This window comes from Leifsonia araucanica (assembly GCF_051161895.1).
In the GTDB taxonomy this organism is placed as follows: Bacteria; Actinomycetota; Actinomycetes; order Actinomycetales; family Microbacteriaceae; genus Leifsonia.
This window is the reverse complement of record NZ_JBMBTW010000002.1, coordinates 135,476-155,104: the sequence shown is the minus strand read 5'-3', so window position 1 is coordinate 155,104 and position 19,629 is coordinate 135,476. Positions and strand designations below refer to the sequence as shown.

The window sequence follows — 19,629 nt, the reverse complement described above, 5'->3', positions numbered from 1 at the left end:
TTCCGCGAGAACACGTCGGTGGCCCCCCGTAGAGTCTTCCCATGACCACTTCTTTCGCTTACCTCACACGGATGCCGAGTCCGATCGGCCGCATCGAGCTGACCAGCGACGGTCACGCCATCACCTCCCTCTCCATCGAACGCTCCGGCCACCTCCCGCTCGAAGAGCACGAGGAGCGCACCACCGAGGTCCTGGAGCGTGCCGAACTGCAGCTGCAGGAGTACTTCTCGGGAGACCGCAAAGACTTCGACCTCCCCGTGAAGCTCGACGGCACAGCCTTCCAGCTCGCGGTCTGGGAACAACTGGCCGGCCTCGAGTTCGGCACATACACGTCATACGGGGAGTTGGGCCTCGGCATCGGCCGCCCCGGCTCCGGCCGCGCGATCGGCGGCGCTGTCGGCGCCAACCCCATCCCCATCATCGTCGGCTGCCACCGCGTGCTCTCCTCCTCCGGCAAGATCACCGGATACAGCGGAGGCGACGGCATCCCCACCAAACTCTGGCTCCTCACCCACGAAGGGATCATGCTGGCCGCATGAGCACCGACACCACCGCCCCCGCCACTCCTGCCGCTGCTGCCGAGCCACCCTTCCCCCCGCGCGCGGCCGTGATCGTCGGCGACGACGGCCTGGCCCGCTGCTCCTGGTCGGCGAGCGACCCGGAGTACCGCCGCTACCACGACGAGGAGTGGGGCCGCGAGCAGCACGACCCGCGCGCCCTCTACGAGAAGCTCTGCCTCGAAGGATTCCAGGCCGGCCTCTCCTGGATCACCATCCTGCGCCGCCGCCCCGCCTTCCGCGAGGTCTTCCACGGCTTCGACCCCGTCGCCGTCGCCGCCATGACCGAGTCCGACATCGAGCGCCTGCTCCAGGATGCGCGCATCATCCGCCACCGCGGCAAGATCCAGGCCACCATCTCCAACGCGCACGCCGTGCTCGCCCTCGACACGCCGCTCGACGAACTCATGTGGAGCTTCGCCCCGCCTGCCACGGGCCGCCAGCGCCCCAACGCATGGTCCGAGGTCCCCGCCGTCACGCCCGAGTCCACCGCTCTCAGCAAAGAGCTGCGTCGCCGCGGCTTCCGCTTCGTCGGCCCGACAACCATGTATGCCCTGATGCAGGCCACCGGGATGGTCGACGACCACTTCACCGGCTGCTTCCGCGCCCACGCGTGAAGCTCACCACCCAGGAGAGGGTCGGGCCGACGACGGTACTCGTTAGTAGCACCGGATTCTCGCTGGCGATGTCACGTCCGCACGTGCCCGACCGCAGGCGGAATCTGTTGTGTCATCGCGCATCCGGCCAGGAGATCGGCGTGAGGGGATCACGCCGGGTTTCCGTTGCGTCGGCCCGACTGATAGACGAGGTGAGGTGGCCGTTCGACTTCGAACGCACCCACTGACCCCGGCTGGCTGGCTGGCTCCTCCTCATTGCTCGCATTGCCCGATGCGAAGCTATCCGAGACGCTTCACCTAGGGTTGAGCATATCTCAGTTTTTGGAAGTCCACCACTGATTCACGCACAATCTCGACATCCGTCCAGCTCCGGATGTGCCCCGGCACCGCCTCAGCGCAGCACAGCCATCAACGCGCCGGGCTCCCCCGCCACCTCGGGCACGATCAGCTCCAGCTCCGCCGACCCGTCCCCGGCCGCGCGCAGCTCGTAGCCCTCGGCGGCCGCCCAGGCGAGCAGCTCGTCCGTGGTGGCGAAGTCCGTCCCCGCCTCGATGAGCGCGCGCGTGAACAGGCCTTTCGCCTGCTTGTTGAAGTGGTTGAGCGCGCGCACGTGGCCGTCGCCGTCGCGGGCGAGCACGCGCACATAGTGAGCATCCGGCCGCCCGGGGAGCGGCCCGAGCGCCGCATAGCCCTCCGACCGCAGGTCCACGATGAGCCCGGGATGCGCGTGGAACACCGCGCTCGCAGCCGGCGCCCACCGCTTCTTGAGCGTCGCGACGCCCCTCTCGAGCGACAATCGGGAGTCGAACGACAGCCGGTAGGCCGGGATGAGGTCGGTGGCGGCCACCGGGCCGAGCAGGGCCGACTGCACCACGACGGTCGAACCCGCGAACGCCCACTGGTCGTCGATGAGGGTCTGCGCATCCAGAGCGTCGTAGAGCACTCCGGTGTACCGGCTGAGCGCCGGCATCGTGGGCGACGAACGGATCGCGCGGTTGCGGTCGACCTCCGCCGCCTGCTTGGGTCCGAGCTTCAGGGCGCGGATGCTGTGCTCGCGGTTCCTGGACAGCGCGGCCACCGCGGCGAGCACGTTCCTGCGCACCGGCTTCAGTTCGCCGAAGCGGAGGCCGTCGAGGTCGAGCGGGTCTCCCGCTCCCCCGTCGCGCTTGGTCTCGGAGGGCGGGAGGAGGATGAGCAAACTAGGCCACCAGGAAGTCGAGAGCGATCTCGACGTTCTGGCCGAGCGGAGCTGCGGTGTCGATCGTGACGCGCGGGAGGGTGGCGCAGGCGCCCCTCCACTCGTCGTACTCGTCGACGCTCTGCTCCACCGCGTACGCGGCCGTGAGACCGGTGCGCTTCGCCAGCCGCGACTGGTGCAGCTCGTCGTCGGAGCAGACCACCTCGATCACGCGCAGCTTCACTCCGGAACGCTCAGCGAGATCGCGCCACTGCAGCCGGGCGGGCTCGACGGCGTTGACGGCATCCACGATCACCGAGTGACCGGACTGCAGCACCTGCTCCGCCATCGTCTCGGCGACCAGGTAGGCCGCGAGGCCCGTCGGCTGATCGGAGTCGATACCGGCGCGCAGGATCGACGCCTCGATCGGGTCCACGGACACCGTCGTGGCGCCGAGCCTGGCGCCGATGATCTCGGCGAGCGTCGACTTGCCTGAGCCGGGCAGGCCCGCCATCGCGATCAGGATGGGGACGCGCACGTCGCCGAACTGACGCTCGACGCTGACGGGCTGCTCGGCCATGTCAGACGAGCTCCGCCTGGCGTGCCACCACCGTGACCGTGTTGTTCTCCACGGACAGGAAGCCGTCGTCGGCCTGGGCCTTGATCGACTCCCCGCCGTTCAGGGTCACGCGCACCTCGCCGGAGGCGAGGATGGCCAGCAGCGGTTCGTGGCCGGGGAGGATACCGATCTCACCCTCGACCGTCTTCGCGACGACCATGCTCGCCTCGCCCGACCACACTTCGTGGTCGGCGGCGACGACGCTGACGTTGAGGACAGCCATTGTTAGCCGTTCTCCTTCTGGATCTGAGCCCACTTCTCTTCCACGTCGCTGATCGGGCCGACGTTGAAGAACGCCTGCTCCGCGACGTGGTCGAACTCGCCCTTGGCGATGGCGTCGAACGACTCGATGGTGTCCTTGAGCGGAACCGTCGAACCCTCGACACCGGTGAACTTCTTCGCCATGTAGGTGTTCTGCGAGAGGAACTGCTGGATGCGGCGCGCACGCGACACCGTGATCTTGTCTTCCTCGGAGAGCTCGTCGACACCGAGGATGGCGATGATCTCCTGCAGTTCCTTGTTCTTCTGGAGGATCTGCTTGACCGTGGTGGCGACGCGGTAGTGGTCCTCGCCCAAGTAACGGGGGTCGAGGATGCGCGACGTCGAGGTCAGCGGGTCGACGGCCGGGTACAGACCCTTCGACGCGATCTCGCGCGAAAGCTCGGTGGTGGCGTCGAGGTGGGCGAACGTGGTCGCCGGAGCCGGGTCGGTGTAGTCGTCCGCGGGGACGTAGATCGCCTGCAGCGAGGTGATCGAGTGACCGCGGGTCGAGGTGATGCGCTCCTGGAGGAGGCCCATCTCGTCGGCGAGGTTCGGCTGGTAGCCCACCGCGGACGGCATGCGGCCGAGCAGCGTGGAGACCTCGGAACCGGCCTGCGTGAAGCGGAAGATGTTGTCGATGAAGAGCAGCACGTCCTGCTTCTGCACATCGCGGAAGTACTCCGCCATGGTCAGGGCGGACAGGGCGACGCGCAGACGCGTTCCCGGCGGCTCGTCCATCTGGCCGAAGACGAGGGCGGTCTTGTCGAAGACGCCCGCCTCCTCCATCTCGTGGATGAGGTCGTTGCCCTCACGGGTGCGCTCGCCGACACCGGCGAACACCGACACACCACCGTGGTCCTGCGCGACGCGCTGGATCATCTCCTGGATGAGGACGGTCTTGCCGACGCCCGCACCACCGAAGAGGCCGATCTTTCCACCCTGCACGTACGGGGTGAGGAGGTCGATGACCTTGATGCCGGTCTCGAAGAGCTGCGTCTTCGACTCCAGCTGGTCGAACGCCGGCGGCTGGCGGTGGATGGGCCAGCGCTCGGTGATCTCGATGGTCTCGCCGGGCTCTGCGTTGAGAACGTCGCCCGTGACGTTGAACACCTTGCCCTTGGTCACGTCACCGACGGGCACCGAGATGGGTGCTCCGGTGTCGCGGACCTCTCCGCCACGGACCAGGCCGTCGGTCGGCTTGAGCGCGATGGCGCGGACCAGGTCGTCTCCGAGGTGCTGTGCGACCTCGAGGGTGATCTCGGTCGACTCCTCGCCGATCGTGATCGTGGTCTTGAGCGCGTTGTAGATGCCAGGGATCGAGTCGTGGGGGAACTCGATGTCGACGACAGGGCCGGTGACGCGGGCGATGCGCCCGACGCCGGCCGGCTGCGCGGTCGAAGCCTGAGCTTCGGCGGTTGCGGTAGTCATGGTGTCTTCTCTTCTCGTTTGCTAAACGTGTGTCGTCCGAGTTACTTGGCGGAGCTCAGTGCGTCCGCACCGCCGACGATCTCGGAAATCTGCTGGGTGATCTCGGACTGGCGCGCGTTGTTGGCCAGGCGGGTGTAGTCGGTGATGAGCTTGTCCGCGTTGTCGCTCGCGGACTTCATCGCCTTCTGCGTCGCAGCGTGCTTCGACGCAGCCGACTGCAACATGGCGTTGAAGATGCGGCTCTCGATGTACACCGGGAGGAGCGAGTCGAGAACGGTGCCGACATCCGGCTCGAACTCGTAGAGCGGGAGGATCTGCTTGTCGCCCGGCTCCTCCACACCTTCCACGACCTCGAGCGGAAGCAGTCGGACGACCTCCGGCTCCTGCGTGAGCATGCTCACGAAGCGGTTGTAGATGATGTGGATCTCGTCGACCCCGCCGTCCGCGGAGTCGCGGAGGAAGGACTCGAGGATCGCGTCGCTGATCTCCTTGGCCTGCTCGAACTCCGGAGCGTCCGTGCCGCCCGTCCACACCCGCTCGAACGCGCGGCGGCGGAAGCTGAAGTATCCGCTCGCCTTGCGCCCGATCAGGAAGTAGACGACATCCTTGCCCTGGCTCCGGAGCAGCTCTGCGAGCTGCTCGGACTCCTTCAGCACGTTCGAGTTGAACGCGCCTGCGAGTCCACGGTCGGAGGAGAAGATGACGATCGCTGCGCGCTCGATCTTCTCCGGCTCCGTCGTGAGCACGTGCTCGACGTTCGAGTACGTCGCCACGGCCGACACCGCGCGCGTGATGGCGCGGGCGTACGGCGTTGAAGCGGCGACCCTCGCCTGCGCCTTCTGGATGCGTGAGGCGGAGATCAGCTCCATGGCCCGAGTGATCTTCTTGGTCGTCTGGGCAGACTTGATCTTCTGCCGGTAGACCCGAAGTTGCGCTCCCATGTCTCTCCTACGTAACTATCTGCTGTCGCCGGGCGATGCCGCGGCTCAGCGCTTCGCCTTGACGATGCGCTCCTGGTTGACATCCTCTTCGGCGATCGCTTCGAACTCTTCGCGCCCGACGGAGGCGAGCGGCTTGCCCTCTCCGGTCTGGAACTCGAGCTTGAACTTGTCGACCTCTGCCTCGAGCGTCGCGACGGTCTCGTCGGACAGCTGGTTGGTCTCGCGCAGCACGTTCAGGACGTCCGTGTTGCGGCGGAGGTGGTCGAGCAGCTCTGCCTCGAAGCGCAGGATGTCTTCCACAGCGACCTCGTCGAGCTTGCCGTTGGTGCCGGCCCAGATCGAGACGACCTGCTCCTCGACGGGGAACGGCGAGTACTGCGGCTGCTTGAGGAGCTCGGTGAGGCGTGCGCCACGGGCGAGCTGACGACGGCTGGCCGCATCCAGGTCGGACGCGAACATCGCGAAGGCTTCGAGTGAGCGGTACTGGGCCAGCTCGAGCTTGAGCGTGCCCGACACCTTCTTGATCGACTTGACCTGCGCGTCGCCACCGACGCGCGAGACCGAGATACCCACGTCGACCGCCGGACGCTGGTTGGCGTTGAAGAGGTCGGACTGCAGGAAGATCTGGCCGTCGGTGATCGAGATCACGTTGGTCGGGATGTACGCGGAGACGTCGTTCGCCTTGGTCTCGATGATCGGGAGACCGGTCATCGAGCCGGCGCCCAGCTCGTCGGACAGCTTGGCGCAACGCTCCAGCAGACGGGAGTGCAGGTAGAACACGTCACCCGGGTATGCCTCGCGTCCCGGCGGACGACGGAGGAGGAGCGACACGGCGCGGTAGGCCTCTGCCTGCTTCGACAGGTCGTCGAAGATGATCAGGACGTGCTTGCCGCCGTACATCCAGTGCTGGCCGATGGCCGAGCCGGTGTACGGAGCCAGGTACTTGAAGCCGGCGGGGTCGGAGGCGGGAGCCGCGACGATGGTGGTGTACTCCATCGCGCCTGCATCCTCGAGCGCGCCCTTCACCGAGGCGATGGTCGAGCCCTTCTGGCCGATGGCGACGTAGATGCAGCGAACCTGCTTGTTGACGTCGCCCGAGTCCCAGTTGGCCTTCTGGTTGATGATCGTGTCGATCGCGATGGCCGTCTTGCCGGTCTGGCGGTCACCGATGATGAGCTGGCGCTGGCCGCGGCCGACCGGGATCATCGCGTCGATGGCCTTGATGCCGGTCTGGAGGGGCTCGTGCACGCTCTTGCGCTGCATGACGCCGGGCGCCTGCAGTTCGAGTGCGCGGCGACCCTCGGAGGCGATGTCGCCCAGGCCGTCGATCGGCTTGCCCAGCGGGTCGACGACGCGACCGAGGTAGCCGTCGCCGACGGGGACGGAGAGGACCTCGCCGGTGCGGGTCACCTCCATGCCTTCGACGATGCCGTCGAACTCGCCGAGGACGACGACGCCGATCTCGTTCTCGTCGAGGTTCTGGGCGAGGCCCAGGGTTCCGTCTGCGAAGCGGATGAGCTCGTTCGCCATCACGCCGGGGAGACCCTCGACGTGCGCGATGCCGTCGGACGCGTCGATGACGTGTCCGACCTCGGTGGTCGCTGCCTTGGTGGGCTCGTACTTGGTGACGAAGTCCTTGAGCGCGTCCCGGATCTCGTCGGGGCTGATCGTTAGTTCTGCCATCGTTGTTCCCTATCTTGGGGCGGTCAGCCCGCCAGCTGAAGTCGTAAATCGGTGATGCGCGAGGCGATGCTGCCGTCGATCACGTCGTCGCCGATCTGCACACGCAGTCCACCGAGGACGGTGGGGTCGACGACCTGGTTGATCTTGAGTTTCTGTCCGTACTTCGCTGCGAGGCCCGCCTGCAGGCGCTCGGCCTGCGCGGCGGGGAGCGGCTTCGCGGTGAACACCGTCGCAACGGTGAGTCCCGATTGGGCCGCGACGACGCGGGCTGCTTCGCGCAGACCCTCGCGGATGCTGCGGCCGCGAGGCTGCAGCACCAGCTGGCGCACGATGGCGACCGTCTGCACGGAGGCCTTTCCGTCGAGCAGGCGCTCGACGAGCGCGCTCTTGGATGCCGGGTCTGCGAGCTTGCTGCGCAGTGCGAGTTCGAGCTGCGCGTTGGAGGTCACGGCGCCTCCGAAGGCGAACAGCTCTGCGGCGATGTCGACGTCTTTCGGCGCCGACTGGGCGATCGACCGGACACCGAGCTCTTCGATCGCGGCCAGGACGTCGTCCTGGCTCGACCAGCGCTCGGACGCAACGACACCCAGCAGCTCGACGGCCGGCGCCGAGAGCGAGCCGAAGACGCGCTGCACGAGCGCGGTCTTGCCCGCCGAGTCGGCCGAGGGATCGCTGACGACCGCTCGGAGCTGGGCGGAGTCTGCGACGACCCGTCCTGCGGCGAACAGGTCTTCGGCCGTCGCCAGATCGGCCTTGGAGCCCTGAGCGGCGAGAGCCGACACGGACCTGGCCAGTGCTTCTCTGGAGGCGCTTCCCATTACTTGTTCGACCCTGCCTTTTCGCTGGCGTCGAGGTCGGCCAGGAAGCGGTCGACGATCGCCTGCGACTTCTTGTCGTCGTTGAGAGCCTCACCGATGACACCCGATGCCAGGTCGATGGCGAGCGAGCCGACTTCGCTGCGGAGAGCGACGACGGCGGACTGGCGCTCTGCCTCGATCTGCGCCTGGGCGTTGGAGGTGACGCGGGCGGCCTCGACCGTCGCGTTGTCCTTCGCCTCTGCGACGATCTTCTGTCCGTCGGTGCGAGCCTGCTCACGGATCTTGGCCGCTTCTGCGCGGGCGTCGGCGAGCTGGGCGGTGTACTCCTCGAGGAGTGCCTCCGCCTTGTGCTGAGCCTCGTCGGCCTTCGCGATGTTGCCTTCGATCGCCTCTGCGCGCTCATCCAGGAGCTTCTTCATCCGCGGAAGCACGAGCTTCCAGAAGAAGAACAGGATGATGACGAAGCAGATGAATGAACCGACGATGTCATACCACTCGGGGATGAGCGGATTGCGCTGCTCGGCCTCCGCGGCGGCGTGAACCAAACCGTAGAGCATCGTTCCTCCTTACTGAAGAGAGATAAAGAGGGCTGCCTAGGAGGTGAAGATGAAGTAGGTGGCGATACCGATGAACGCGAGCGCCTCGGTGAACGCGATACCGATGTACATCAGAACCTGGAGACGGCCGGCGAGCTCGGGCTGGCGAGCGACGCCCTCGATGGTCTTGCCGACGACGATGCCGACGCCGATGGCCGGGCCGATGGCCGCGAGACCGTATCCAACGGTGGCAATGTTGCCGGAGATAGCAGCGATGTCCACGTTATGTGTTTCCTTCCGTGATGGCGTTCCGTGCGAGTGCGCGGAACGTTATTAGTGTTCCTCGGCGACTGCGAGCTGAATGTAGACAGCCGTGAGCAGCGCGAAGACGTAGGCCTGGAGGACTGCGACCAGGATTTCGAACAGGGTGAATGCGAAGCCGAACGCGAAGGTGCCGATTCCGAAGAGCGACCACCAGCTTCCGGCGGTGAAGAGGAAGAACGCCGTCGCGCTGAAGAACAGCACCAGCAGCAGGTGGCCGACGACCATGTTCATCAGAAGTCGGAGCGTCAGCGTGATCGGGCGAAGGATGAAGGTCGAGATGAACTCGATCGGCGTCACGATGATGTAGAGCGCCTTCGGCACACCGGGCGGGAACAGCGAGTTCTTGAAGAAGTTGCCCGGGCTCGCCTTGATGCCTGCGTAGATGAACGAGATGTACGCGACGATGGCGAGCACCAGCGGGACACCGATCACCGAGGTGCCTGCGATGTTCAGGCCGGGGATGATGCCCGTCAGGTTCATGAACAGCACCATGAAGAAGATCGTGGTGAGGATCGGCAGGAAGCGACGACCGTCCTTCTTGCCGAGGAGGTCCTCTGCGATGTTGACCCGAACGAAGTCGAGCCCCATCTCCACGATCGACTGGAAGCGTCCGGGGACGACCTTCATGCGACGGGTGCCGAGCCAGAAGATCAGGACGATGGCCAGGACCGCGATGAAGCGGATGACCATGATCCGGTTGACCTCGAAGCCACCGATGGAAAAGATTGCGGGCGGGAAGAACTCATCGATCGACGGACCGTGGAAGCTACCATCATCGGAGCTTGCGGTCTGGACCAGCAGGTTCACAGCGTTAGCTAACAGCGCTATCTCCTGTTTCGGGGCGTCGAGCCAAAGCTCTCGCAGCGACGAACATTTGGACACCCGGGATCATGCGCCGATTGAAGCCTGAGGCGCTATGCGGGTGGGGAATCACCACAACTCTACAAGAGTTTTCGCAGGGTAACGAATCGGACACGGGTCAGCGCTTCTCACCGGGCAGCGTGACGTCGCTGGCGTATGGCACGCGGGACCGGAAGACGACGATCATGTCGACGACGAGCGACCCGATGACCCCCGCGATCAGGCTCAGGAAGAGCACGATCGGGTTGATCCACGGCTGGTCCCTGAGCACGAAGGCGAGCACGAGGAACAGCACGAATTTCAGCAGCCAGCCGCCGAGTACGATGCCGAAGAACAGGCCGACGAACAGATCGGTGCCGACGAATTTGTTGGCGATCAGGATGCTCAGAGCGGTGATGCTGAGGAACACCACGGCCATCAGGGTGCCGATGAGAGCGCTGGTCACGCCGATCCATCCGGCGAAGACGCCGCCGAGGATCGCGCCGACGACGGCGATGACCAGCGCGAGGATGAGGCCGTACTTCAGCACGTCCTTGAGGATGGGGGTCGACGATGGCTGGGCGGGCGCCGCCTGCTGCGGTGCGGCGGGTTCGTCGGGCCGGCCGTCGGCGGGGGTTCCGCCGTCGTGGTCGGTCATTGTCTCTCCTTGCTGAGGGGGGTGGTCGCCGGGGTGGGCGCGGTGGTGGGGGCGTTCTCGCTCGCAGCGTCCAGCTGGTCGTAGCGGGCGGTCGCGTCCGCCTCGTCCGTTCCAGCAGGGGCGAGCTCCGCCGCGGCCTCGTTGGCCTTCCTGCGGCTCAGCGGGGCGAGCGTGAACGCCGCGCACACCACCAGGCCGACGGCGATGAACACGATCGCCATCCAGTACGGGTCGAAGAAGAACAGCAGGCAGCCGATCGACAACACGGCGGTCCAGCCGTAGAAGATCAGCACGGCGTGCAGGTGGGTGTGCCCCATGTCGAGGAGCCGGTGGTGCAGGTGCTTGCGGTCGGCGCTGAACGGCGACTTCCCCGCCCGCAGCCGCCGGATGACGGCGAGTCCGAAGTCGAGGAGCGGCACGATCAGCACGGCGAACGGCAGAATGATCGGGATGAAGGCGGGGACCAGAGACGACTTGCCGAGGGTCTGCAGCGCCTCCGGGTTGATCGTGCCGGTGACCGAGATGGCCGAGGTGGCCATGAGCAGCCCGATCAGGAGCGCTCCCGCGTCTCCCATGAACATCTTGGCCGGATGCCAGTTGAGCGGCAGGAACCCGGCGCACGCTCCGACCAGGATGGCCGCGATGACGCCGGCGAGGCTGAAGTAGTTCTGCGGGCTGATCTCGCGCTGCAGCAGATAGGTGTAGACGAGGAACGAGCCGTTGGCGATGAGCGCCACGCCCGCCACGAGACCGTCCAGGCCGTCGATGAAGTTGATGGCGTTCATCACGAGCACGATGGCGAACAGCGTGATGATGATGCTCATCACCGGCGATCCGACGGTCAGGCCGCCAATCGGCAGCGAGTAGATCTGCACGCCCAGCCAGGCCACGAGCCCGGCCGCCACGAACTGCCCGGCCAGCTTGGTCATCCAGTCGAGGTCCCAGATGTCGTCGGCGACGCCGATGACCACGATCAGCAGCGAGGCGCCCAGGATGGCGATGATCGGCCCGGAGTCGGAGAAGATCAGCGTCAGCACGCCGAACTGGCTGGACAGCAGCCAGGCGACGCCGAACGCGACCAGGATGCCGAGGAACATCGCGATGCCGCCGAGCCGCGGAGTCGGCCTGGTGTGCACATCCCGTTCCCGGATCTTCGGGTACAGCCGGTACTTGAGGCTCAGCTTGTAGACGACGAGCGACATCCCGAAGGTGATGACGGCCGAGATCAGCGCGAGGGCGAGGAGGAGGGTCACGGCTCAGGCGCCCGGGGAGGAATCGGTGGGCTCCACCACGCTGTCGTCCGCGAGCTGGTCGCCGACGACGGCACGGATCTGCTCCGCCGAGATCACCCCGTGACGCAGGATGCGGAGCTTTCCCGTTCCTGCGGCCAGCGCGGTCGCGTCGACGATGGTGGACGAGCTGTCCTTGCCGTCGACGCGGTCGTACCCGGCGCCCGCCTCTCCCCCGTCGAGGTACACGGAGACGGAGTCGGTGAGCATGGCCTCTGCTTCCGCGGCGGTGCGGGCGGCGGGGCGGCCGGTGAGGTTGGCGGAGGAGACCGCGAGCGGGCCGGTCTCGGAGAGGAGTTCGAGGGCGATGGTGTCGCTCGGCATGCGCAGGGCGACCGTTCCGCGGGTCTCCCCCAGGTCCCAGACCAGCGACGGCTGCGCGGGAAGCACGACGGTCAGCCCGCCCGGCCAGAACTCCTGGACGAGGTCGGTCACGGCCTGCGGGACCTCTTCTGCCAGGGCGGCGAGGGTCGGGATGCCGGGGATGAGCACGGGGGGAGGCGACTGACGGCCGCGACCCTTCGCATCCAGGAGGCGCTGCACGGCGGCGGGGTTGAAGGCGTCCGCCGCGACCCCGTAGACCGTGTCCGTCGGTATCACGACGAGTTCGCCCCGCCCGATGGCGGCGCGTGCGAGCCGCATGCCGGTGAGGAGTTCGGAGTCGACGGAGCAGTCGTAGATGGGAGACATGTCGCCCACCATGATAGATGAGCGATCAGGGCGTTCCCTGCTGGAAGGTCGATACTTGTCCTGATGGATGTCTACTTCTTCGATTGCGACAAGACCCTCTACGACTACGACTTCCACAAGCGCCTGCCCGCGCTGGCGCAGCTCGGCGGTGTGAGCCAGTACCGCCTGGCCTCCAGCTGGTGGGCGGGAGGGTTCGAGCGCGCGGCGGAGATCGGCGAGTATTCCACGAGCGCCGAATACCTGGATGCGTTCGCCGACGTGACGGGCGCCCGCCTCACGCTGGAGCAGTGGCAGCAGGCCAGGAAGGCGGCCATGACACCGATCCAGGGCTCGATCGACGCCCTGCACGAGGCGGCGACGCTCGGCACGGTCTCGCTGCTGTCCAACAACCCGATCCCGTTCAAGGACTCGCTGCCGGTGCTGACCCCCGAGATCGTCGACGTGCTGCAGGGCAACGACCTCGTCTCCGCCGTGCTTGGCGCCCGCAAACCGGAGCGGCGCATCTTCACCAGGGCTCTCGGCCGGTTCGGCGTCGACCCGGCAGACGCGATCCTGTTCGACGACTCCCTCGCCAACGTCGAGGGCGCCCGCGAGGCCGGGATGCACGCCTTCCACTTCACCAAGCTGGCCGACGGCACCTTCGACACCGACGGCCTCCGCGCCGCCATCCACTCCTTCTCCACCCGTCCCCGCCCGTAGCCTTCCGGCCACGGGCGGGGTGGGCGACAGCGGGGTCAGCGGCGGCCGGCCTTGCGACGGAACTGGATGGCCGCCCAGAGGTAGGCGCCGACGATGATCGCGAGGCACCAGCCGATCGCCCAGAGCGGGCGGGTGCCGGCGTCCGTGCCGAAGAGGAGGCTGCGGATCGTCTCGATGATGGGTGTGATCGGCTGGTTCTCGGCGATCCACTGCAGCCAGGTCGGCATCGTGTCCGTCGGCACGAACGCGCTCGACAGGTACGGCAGGAACAGCAGGGCGAAGCCGTAGCCGTTCGCGGCCGTCGGGTTCTTCGCCGCCAGCCCGATCGCTGCGTACAGCCAGGTGATCGCGAGGATGAACAGGGCGATCACCGCGATGGCGCCGAGCCACTGCGCCGCGTTCGCCGTCGGCCGGAAACCGACCGCGAGGGCCACGCCGATCACGACGCCGGTGGCCAGCAGGTTGCGCACGAGGCTCGCCACCACGTGGCCGGTGATGACCCCGTTGGCGTGCAGCGGCATGGTGCGGAACCGGTCGACGATGCCGTTCGTCATGTCGTCGGCCACGTCGACCGCGGTGCTCGACGAGCCGAAGCCCGCGCAGAGCAGGATGATGCCGGGGACGACGTAGTTCACGTAGTCCCCTCCTCCGTCGATCGCGCCGCCGAACACGTAGGTGAAGAGCAGCATGAGCATGATCGGGAGCAGGATCGCCATCGTGAGCGCTTCGACGTTGCGCACGGTGTGGCGGAGGCTGCGGCCGACGAACACGACGGTGCTCGTGAGGCGGGAGACGGTACGGTCGACGGCGGCGGGGGCTGCGGTCTGGCGGGTGTCCAGTGCGACGGTCATCGGGTGACCTCCATTTCTTCTGCTGCACGGGATGCGGTGGATGCTGGTGACGCGGGGCTCGACGTGAGCGCGAGGAACACGTCGTCCATGCTGGGCTTGCGGATGCTGACGCTGCCGCCGGGCAGGAGGTGCGCATCCAGCTGATCGATGGCGGCGCGGAGTCCGTGGACGGTGCCGTCGGTGGGGAGCTCGCGGACGATCTCGTCGTCGGCGTCCCTCAGCTCGACGACCTCTCCCCCGACGCGCGCCTTGAGCTCGGCGGCCGTGCCCTCCGCGACGACGACGCCGTGGTCGATCACGGCGATGCGGTCGGCGAGCTGGTCGGCCTCCTCCAGGTACTGCGTGGTGAGGAGGATGGTGATGCCCTGCGCCGCGAGGTCGAGGATCATCGCCCACAGCGTCTGCCTGCTGCGGGTGTCAAGTCCGGTGGTCGGCTCGTCGAGGAAGATGACCGGCGGGGTCGCGACCAGGCTGATGGCGAGGTCGAGACGCCTGCGCATCCCGCCGGAGTACGCCTTGACGCGCTTGCGGGCCGCGTCGCCGAGGTCGAAGCGCTCGATGAGCTCCGCCGTCCGCGTCCGCGCTCCTGCTGCGGTGTATCCGGAGAGTCTCGCCATCATGCGCAGGTTCTCCTCGCCGGTGAGCACGTCGTCGACGGCGGCGGACTGGCCGGTGAGGCTGATCGAGCGCTTGACGCCCTCCCTGTCGTGCACGACGTCGTGGCCGCAGACGGTGGCCTTGCCCGCATCCGGAGCCACCAGGGTGGACAGGATGTTGATCAGCGTCGTCTTGCCTGCGCCGTTCGGCCCGAGCAGCGCGAACACGCTTCCCGCCGCGACGCTGAGGTCGATGCCGGCCAGCACACGCTGGTCGCCGAAGGACTTCCGGAGGCCGGCGATCTGGATCGCTTGAGCTGTCATGATCGGTTCCTTTCTGCATCCACTCTTCTGAGTACGACGCAAACTGTTTATGGTGCACGCTGTTTTGTTTAAGGTATACACAGTTCTAGGATGGGTGTCAACAACCGAAAGGGCGCGACATGGCCGATGCCGTCGAAGAAGCACTCCCCCGAGCCGTAGCGCTCAGCTGGGGAGTCGCAGAGCGCCCGCAGCGCGGGCCGAAACGCGAGCTCAGCATCGAGCGGATCGTCGACGCGGCGATCCAGCTCGCCGACGACGAAGGCCTCGCTGCGGTCTCGATGAGCAAGATCGCGACGGCGCTCGGCTTCACCACGATGTCCCTCTATCGCTACGTCACCAGCAAGGACGACGTGCTCGCCCTGATGCAGGATGCGGTCTGCGCCGTGCCGATCCCCTCCGAGGAGGAGGACACCGACTGGCGGAGCGGGCTGCGCCTCTGGGCGATGGCCAGCATCCAGGTGATTCAGGCGCACCCCTGGTTCCCCGACATCCCGATCGCGGGGATGCCGCTGATGCCGAACAACCTCGCGGTGCTCGACTGGGGACTGCGGGTGATGAAAGACCTGCCGCTCACCGAGCCGGAGAAGATGTCGACGGCCCTGCTGCTCAGCTCGTACGCGCGCGCGACCGCGGTGGTCGAACGGGATGTGACCCGCTCCCGGCAGCTGGACGGCCCTCCGCAGCGCGGCGAGGCGTTCACCGCGGCGCTGGCCGAGCTCGTCACCCCTGAGCGCTTCCCATACCTGTCGCCGCTTGTGCTCTCCGGCACGTACTCGGACGCAGAAGGCGACGACGACCAGGACGACTTCGCGTTCGGGCTGGAACGCATCCTGGACGGCATCGAGCACTACGTGTCGTCCCGGCGCAGCGGCGAGCCGGTCACGGCCTACGAGCCCCGGCCGGAGCCCGTGCCGAACGACAAGGCGATCCGCGAGGCGGCGAAGGCCCGCAGGGAGGCGGAGTCGCAGCTGCGGGAGGCGCGGAAGCGGGAGCGCGAGGTGATCGCGAAGGTGCGCGAGCGGCTGGCGAAGGAGGAGGAGCGCCGCGCGCGGCAGAAGGGCTAGCGAATCGCGGTCGTCGTGCGGTCGCGCGTCGTCAGATCGCGGTGCGTCGCGGCGGCACGCCACCCGTCCGCGGTGAGCAGCTCCCGGATCTCGGCTCCCTGCAGCTCGCCGTGCTCCAGGACGAGCGTTCCGCCCTCGTGCAGCAGCCGCTGGGCGACGCGCGAGATCGTCCGGACGACGTCGAGGCCGTCCTGACCGCCGTAGAGGGCAGCGGGCGGGTCGTAGAGCCGCACCTCCGGGTCGCGCGGGATCGCCTCGGCCGGGATGTACGGCGGGTTCGAGATGACGACGTCGACCGTGCCGTCGAGTTCGGGCAGCGCGTCGGCCAGGTCCACGAACACGACCCTGGCGTTCGTGACGCCGGACTCCTCCACGTTGCGCCTGGCCCAGATGAACGCCTCCGGCGAGTTCTCGACAGCATGGATGCGCGCGTGCGGCACCTCCGTCGCCATCGCCAGCGCGATCGCCCCGCTCCCTGTGCCGAGGTCGACGCCGATCGGCTCTGCGCTCGGCACGGAGCGCAGCGCGTCGATCGCGAACTGCACCACCTGCTCGGTCTCCGGCCGCGGGACGAACACGCCGGGCCCGACGGCCAGCTCCAGAGAGCGGAACGGGGCGGTGCCGGTGATGTGCTGCAACGGCTCGCGGGTGGCGCGGCGTTCTGCGAGTTCTCTGATGCGCGACACGTCCGCATCCTGGACTGTCGCATCCAGGTGGATGAGCGCCTGCACGCGCCCGCGCCCCTCGCCGAGCACATGGCCGACGAGCAGGTCTGCGTCGACCTCCGGGTCGGGGACGCCCGCGCGCGCGAGGAGCGCTGCGACCTCGTCTCTGACGGAGCGGACGGACGGAGGGGAGCTGGCTTCGGATGACATCGCCCGTCGAGCCTACGGCACACCCCAGGAGTCACACAGACGGTTACCCGCCGCGACGGGAATAGAGTTGTAAGGCTTTCACACCGTCCACCCGCGTCAACGAGGAAGAGCCATGACTGGTCACGTCTACGAGAACATCACCGAGGCGGTCGGAAGGACCCCGCTCGTCAAGCTCAATCGCATCGCCGAAGGCGTCGGCGCGACGGTGCTCGGCAAGCTGGAGTTCTACAACCCGGCCGGCAGTGTCAAAGACCGCATCGGCGTCGCGATCATCGACGCGGCGGAGAAAGCGGGAGCGCTGCGTCCGGGCGGCACCGTCGTCGAGGGCACGAGCGGCAACACCGGCATCGCGCTCGCGATGGTCGGCGCCGCCCGCGGATACAAGGTGATCCTGACCATGCCGGAGACGATGAGCAAGGAACGCCGCGTGCTGCTGCGCGCGTTCGGCGCGGAGATCGTGCTCACGCCGGGACCGGACGGGATGCGCGGAGCGGTCGAGAAGGCCAAGGAGATCGTCGCGAACACCGAGAACGCCATCTGGGCGCAGCAGTTCGCGAACGAGGCCAACCCCGCCATCCACCGCGCGACGACCGCGGAGGAGATCTGGGAGGACACCGACGGCGGTGTCGACATCTTCGTCGCCGGCGTCGGCACCGGAGGCACCATCACCGGTGTCGGCCAGGTGCTGAAGGAGCGGAAGCCCGGCGTGCAGGTGGTCGCCGTTGAGCCGATCGACTCCCCCATCCTGAACGGCGGCAAGCCAGGGCCGCACAAGATCCAGGGCATCGGCGCGAACTTCGTGCCGGAGATCCTGGACACCACGATCTACGACGAGGTCGTCGACGTGTCGTTCGACGACGCTCTCGACATCGCGAAGAAGCTCGCCAGCGAGGAGGGCATCCTCGCCGGGATCTCGTCCGGAGCGATCGTCTGGGCTGCCCTGCAGCTCGCGAAGCGGCCGGAGAACGCGGGCAAGACCATCGTCGCCGTGGTGTGCGACACCGGTGAGCGCTACATCTCGACCCCGCTCTGGGCCGACCTGCTGGACTGATCCATTGGCGTTCATCTCCCGCATCCGTGAGGACATCGCGAACGCGCGCACACACGATCCTGCAGCGCGCAGCGGTTTCGAGGTCTTCACGGCGTACTCCGGCCTGCACGCGATCTGGTCCTACCGCCTCGCCCACCGGCTGTGGCGGTCAGGGCTGAAGATGCCTGCGCGGTTCCTGTCGCAGTTCACCCGGTTCCTGACCGGCATCGAGATCCACCCGGGCGCCACGATCGGACGGCGCTTCTTCATCGACCACGGGATGGGCGTGGTGATCGGCGAGACCACCTTCGTCGGCGACGACGTGATGCTGTACCACGGCGTCACCCTGGGCGGGAAGGGCAGCGGTCACGGCAAGCGGCACCCGACGATCGGCGACGGCGTGATCGTCGGCGCAGGGGCGAAAGTGCTCGGCGCGATCTCGATCGGGTCGCACACCGTGATCGGCGCGAACGCCGTCGTCATCCACGACTCCCCCTCGGGGTCCGTCCTCACCGGCGTCCCGGCCCGCGCTCGCCCGCGCACCGGCCACGAGCAGATCCCCGGCGACGACTTCCTCGACCCGGCCATCTACATCTGACGGCCGGGTCGGGAGAGGGTTAGTCGGTGGCGAGGTCGGCCAGGCGGGACTCCTCGTCGGCCTGGATGCAGGAGTCGATGACCGGCTCCAGGGCACCGTTCATGACGGCGTCGAGGTTGTACGCCTTGTAGCCGGTGCGGTGGTCGGCGATCCGGTTCTCCGGGAAGTTGTACGTGCGGATGCGCTCTGAACGGTCCATCGTGCGGATCTGGCTCTTGCGCACGGCGGCGGCCTCCGCATCCAGTTCCTCCTGCTGACGCGCGAGCACACGGGCGCGCAGCACGCGCATCCCGGCCTCGCGGTTCTGCAGCTGGCTCTTCTCGTTCTGCATCGCCACGACGATGCCGGTCGGGAGGTGCGTGATGCGCACGGCGGAGTCCGTCGTGTTGACCGACTGGCCGCCGGGGCCGCTCGACCGGTAGACGTCGATCTTCAGGTCGTTCTGGTTGATCTCGACCTCTTCCGGCTCATCCACCTCGGGGAAGACGAGCACGCCCGCCGCCGACGTGTGGATGCGTCCCTGCGACTCGGTCGCCGGGACCCGCTGCACGCGGTGCACCCCGCCCTCGTACTTCAGGTGCGCCCAGACGCCCTCCGCCGGGTCGCTGGACGAGCCCTTGATCGCGAGCTGGACGTCTTTGATGCCGCCGAGGTCGCTCGAGGTCTGCTCCAGGATCTCGGTCTTCCACTTCTTCGACTCCGCGTAGTGCAGGTACATCCGGAGCAGGTCGGCGGCGAACAGCGCGGACTCCGCCCCGCCCTCGCCCATCTTGATCTCCATGATGACGTCACGGCTGTCGTTGGGGTCGCGCGGGATCAGCAGCCTGCGCAGCTTCTCGCCGGACTCCTCCAGGCTCGCTTCGAGCCCAGGCACCTCCTCGGCGAACGCCTCGTCCTCCGCTGCCAGCTCCTTCGCCGCCGCGAGGTCGTCCTCCAGCTGCTTCCACTGGTGGTACGCGGCGACGATGCGGCTGAGTTCCGCATAGCGCCGGTTGACCTTCTTGGACCGCACGGGATCGCTGTGCAGCTCCGGGTCGGCGAGCTGCTCCTGCAGGTCGTCGTGCTCGGCGATCAGGCTGTTCACCGATTCGAACATTGCGTCTTCTTTCTGAGTGGGTACGAGCGTGTCCGGGAACGGAAAAGTGCCCGTCGAC

At 67.4% G+C, this 19,629-nt stretch carries 23 protein-coding genes; 6 read left to right on the top strand and 17 right to left on the bottom strand.

What is annotated here, in order from left to right; translation table 11 throughout:
- Positions 1-41 precede the first annotated feature (41 nt).
- Both ACN6M5_RS00735 and ACN6M5_RS00730 read left to right on the top strand, forming a co-directional pair.
- Entirely contained in the window at positions 42-539 is a 498-nt protein-coding gene (locus ACN6M5_RS00735) for a methylated-DNA--[protein]-cysteine S-methyltransferase (RefSeq protein WP_434948159.1), read from the top strand.
- Entirely contained in the window at positions 536-1,174 is a 639-nt protein-coding gene (locus ACN6M5_RS00730; protein ID WP_434948158.1) for a DNA-3-methyladenine glycosylase I, read from the top strand. The genes ACN6M5_RS00735 and ACN6M5_RS00730 overlap by 4 nt, the downstream gene beginning before the upstream one ends.
- Positions 1,175-1,565: 391 nt before the next feature.
- On the opposite strand, the gene ACN6M5_RS00725 is transcribed toward ACN6M5_RS00730, so the two are convergent.
- The 13 genes from ACN6M5_RS00725 to ACN6M5_RS00665 all read right to left on the bottom strand — a co-directional run bounded on the left by ACN6M5_RS00725 (position 1,566) and on the right by ACN6M5_RS00665 (position 12,438).
- A complete protein-coding gene (locus ACN6M5_RS00725; protein WP_434948157.1) occupies positions 1,566-2,372 on the bottom strand; it encodes a YaaA family protein in 807 nt (268 codons plus the stop codon).
- A 1-nt stretch (position 2,373) separates the two neighbouring features.
- Positions 2,374-2,931: a P-loop nucleotide/nucleoside kinase family protein gene (locus ACN6M5_RS00720; protein WP_085369372.1), complete on the bottom strand. Its 558-nt coding sequence runs from the start codon at positions 2,929-2,931 to the stop codon at positions 2,374-2,376.
- A 1-nt stretch (position 2,932) separates the two neighbouring features.
- On the bottom strand, positions 2,933-3,193 hold the full coding sequence (locus ACN6M5_RS00715) for a F0F1 ATP synthase subunit epsilon (protein WP_055892062.1): 261 nt from the start codon (positions 3,191-3,193) through the stop codon (positions 2,933-2,935).
- Between the two features lie 2 nt (positions 3,194-3,195).
- Positions 3,196-4,659, bottom strand: coding sequence for a F0F1 ATP synthase subunit beta (atpD, locus tag ACN6M5_RS00710; RefSeq protein WP_085369373.1), 1,464 nt, complete (start codon positions 4,657-4,659; stop codon positions 3,196-3,198).
- 41 nt (positions 4,660-4,700) lie between these two features.
- Entirely contained in the window at positions 4,701-5,600 is a 900-nt protein-coding gene (locus ACN6M5_RS00705; RefSeq protein ID WP_085369374.1) for a F0F1 ATP synthase subunit gamma, read from the bottom strand.
- Between the two features lie 45 nt (positions 5,601-5,645).
- Positions 5,646-7,283, bottom strand: a complete 1,638-nt coding sequence (gene atpA / locus ACN6M5_RS00700) for a F0F1 ATP synthase subunit alpha (protein WP_434948156.1) — start codon at positions 7,281-7,283, stop codon at positions 5,646-5,648.
- Positions 7,284-7,306: 23 nt separating this feature from the next.
- Complete coding sequence (locus ACN6M5_RS00695; protein ID WP_085369376.1) at positions 7,307-8,101, bottom strand: F0F1 ATP synthase subunit delta; 795 nt, start codon at positions 8,099-8,101, stop codon at positions 7,307-7,309.
- Positions 8,101-8,658: a F0F1 ATP synthase subunit B gene (locus ACN6M5_RS00690; RefSeq protein ID WP_434948155.1), complete on the bottom strand. Its 558-nt coding sequence runs from the start codon at positions 8,656-8,658 to the stop codon at positions 8,101-8,103. The genes ACN6M5_RS00695 and ACN6M5_RS00690 overlap by 1 nt, the downstream gene beginning before the upstream one ends.
- A 36-nt stretch (positions 8,659-8,694) precedes the next feature.
- Entirely contained in the window at positions 8,695-8,919 is a 225-nt protein-coding gene (gene atpE / locus ACN6M5_RS00685) for an ATP synthase F0 subunit C (protein WP_055892042.1), read from the bottom strand.
- A gap of 51 nt (positions 8,920-8,970) precedes the next feature.
- A complete protein-coding gene (atpB, locus tag ACN6M5_RS00680; protein WP_085369379.1) occupies positions 8,971-9,768 on the bottom strand; it encodes a F0F1 ATP synthase subunit A in 798 nt (265 codons plus the stop codon).
- 172 nt (positions 9,769-9,940) lie between these two features.
- Positions 9,941-10,459, bottom strand: a complete 519-nt coding sequence (locus tag ACN6M5_RS00675) for a Cg1360 family ATP-synthase-associated protein (RefSeq protein ID WP_085369380.1) — start codon at positions 10,457-10,459, stop codon at positions 9,941-9,943.
- The gene (locus tag ACN6M5_RS00670; RefSeq protein WP_434948154.1) at positions 10,456-11,712 is read right to left on the bottom strand and encodes an MraY family glycosyltransferase; all 1,257 of its coding nucleotides are present in this window, start codon (positions 11,710-11,712) and stop codon (positions 10,456-10,458) included. Before ACN6M5_RS00670 ends, ACN6M5_RS00675 begins: the two co-directional genes overlap by 4 nt.
- A 3-nt stretch (positions 11,713-11,715) precedes the next feature.
- Positions 11,716-12,438 (bottom strand): L-threonylcarbamoyladenylate synthase, encoded by a 723-nt coding sequence (locus ACN6M5_RS00665; RefSeq protein ID WP_085369410.1) that lies wholly within the window; start codon positions 12,436-12,438, stop codon positions 11,716-11,718.
- 63 nt (positions 12,439-12,501) lie between these two features.
- Here ACN6M5_RS00665 and ACN6M5_RS00660 point away from each other — a divergent pair, with 63 nt between their 5' ends.
- A complete protein-coding gene (locus ACN6M5_RS00660) occupies positions 12,502-13,137 on the top strand; it encodes an HAD family hydrolase (RefSeq protein ID WP_434948153.1) in 636 nt (211 codons plus the stop codon).
- Positions 13,138-13,172: 35 nt separating this feature from the next.
- Here the strand turns inward: ACN6M5_RS00660 and ACN6M5_RS00655 are convergent, their stop codons facing one another.
- Positions 13,173-13,988: an ABC transporter permease gene (locus ACN6M5_RS00655; RefSeq protein WP_434948152.1), complete on the bottom strand. Its 816-nt coding sequence runs from the start codon at positions 13,986-13,988 to the stop codon at positions 13,173-13,175.
- Positions 13,985-14,908 carry an efflux ABC transporter ATPase subunit, DrrA-related gene (locus ACN6M5_RS00650; RefSeq protein WP_434948151.1) on the bottom strand — a complete coding sequence of 308 codons (924 nt, stop codon included), beginning with the start codon at positions 14,906-14,908 and terminating at the stop codon, positions 13,985-13,987. The genes ACN6M5_RS00655 and ACN6M5_RS00650 overlap by 4 nt, the downstream gene beginning before the upstream one ends.
- Positions 14,909-15,027: 119 nt before the next feature.
- Here ACN6M5_RS00650 and ACN6M5_RS00645 point away from each other — a divergent pair, with 119 nt between their 5' ends.
- Positions 15,028-15,972, top strand: a complete 945-nt coding sequence (locus ACN6M5_RS00645; RefSeq protein ID WP_168689043.1) for a TetR/AcrR family transcriptional regulator — start codon at positions 15,028-15,030, stop codon at positions 15,970-15,972.
- Here ACN6M5_RS00645 and prmC read toward each other — a convergent pair.
- Positions 15,969-16,847 (bottom strand): peptide chain release factor N(5)-glutamine methyltransferase, encoded by an 879-nt coding sequence (gene prmC / locus ACN6M5_RS00640; RefSeq protein WP_434948150.1) that lies wholly within the window; start codon positions 16,845-16,847, stop codon positions 15,969-15,971. The genes ACN6M5_RS00645 and prmC overlap by 4 nt on opposite strands.
- 112 nt (positions 16,848-16,959) lie before the next feature.
- Between prmC and cysK the strand changes: the two genes are divergently transcribed.
- Both cysK and epsC read left to right on the top strand, forming a co-directional pair.
- Entirely contained in the window at positions 16,960-17,898 is a 939-nt protein-coding gene (gene cysK, locus ACN6M5_RS00635; protein WP_168689041.1) for a cysteine synthase A, read from the top strand.
- A 4-nt stretch (positions 17,899-17,902) separates the two neighbouring features.
- A complete protein-coding gene (epsC, locus tag ACN6M5_RS00630; RefSeq protein ID WP_434948149.1) occupies positions 17,903-18,475 on the top strand; it encodes a serine O-acetyltransferase EpsC in 573 nt (190 codons plus the stop codon).
- A 19-nt stretch (positions 18,476-18,494) separates the two neighbouring features.
- Here epsC and prfA read toward each other — a convergent pair whose 3' ends face one another.
- Positions 18,495-19,571: a peptide chain release factor 1 gene (prfA, locus tag ACN6M5_RS00625; RefSeq protein WP_085369389.1), complete on the bottom strand. Its 1,077-nt coding sequence runs from the start codon at positions 19,569-19,571 to the stop codon at positions 18,495-18,497.
- Positions 19,572-19,629: the final 58 nt, after the last annotated feature.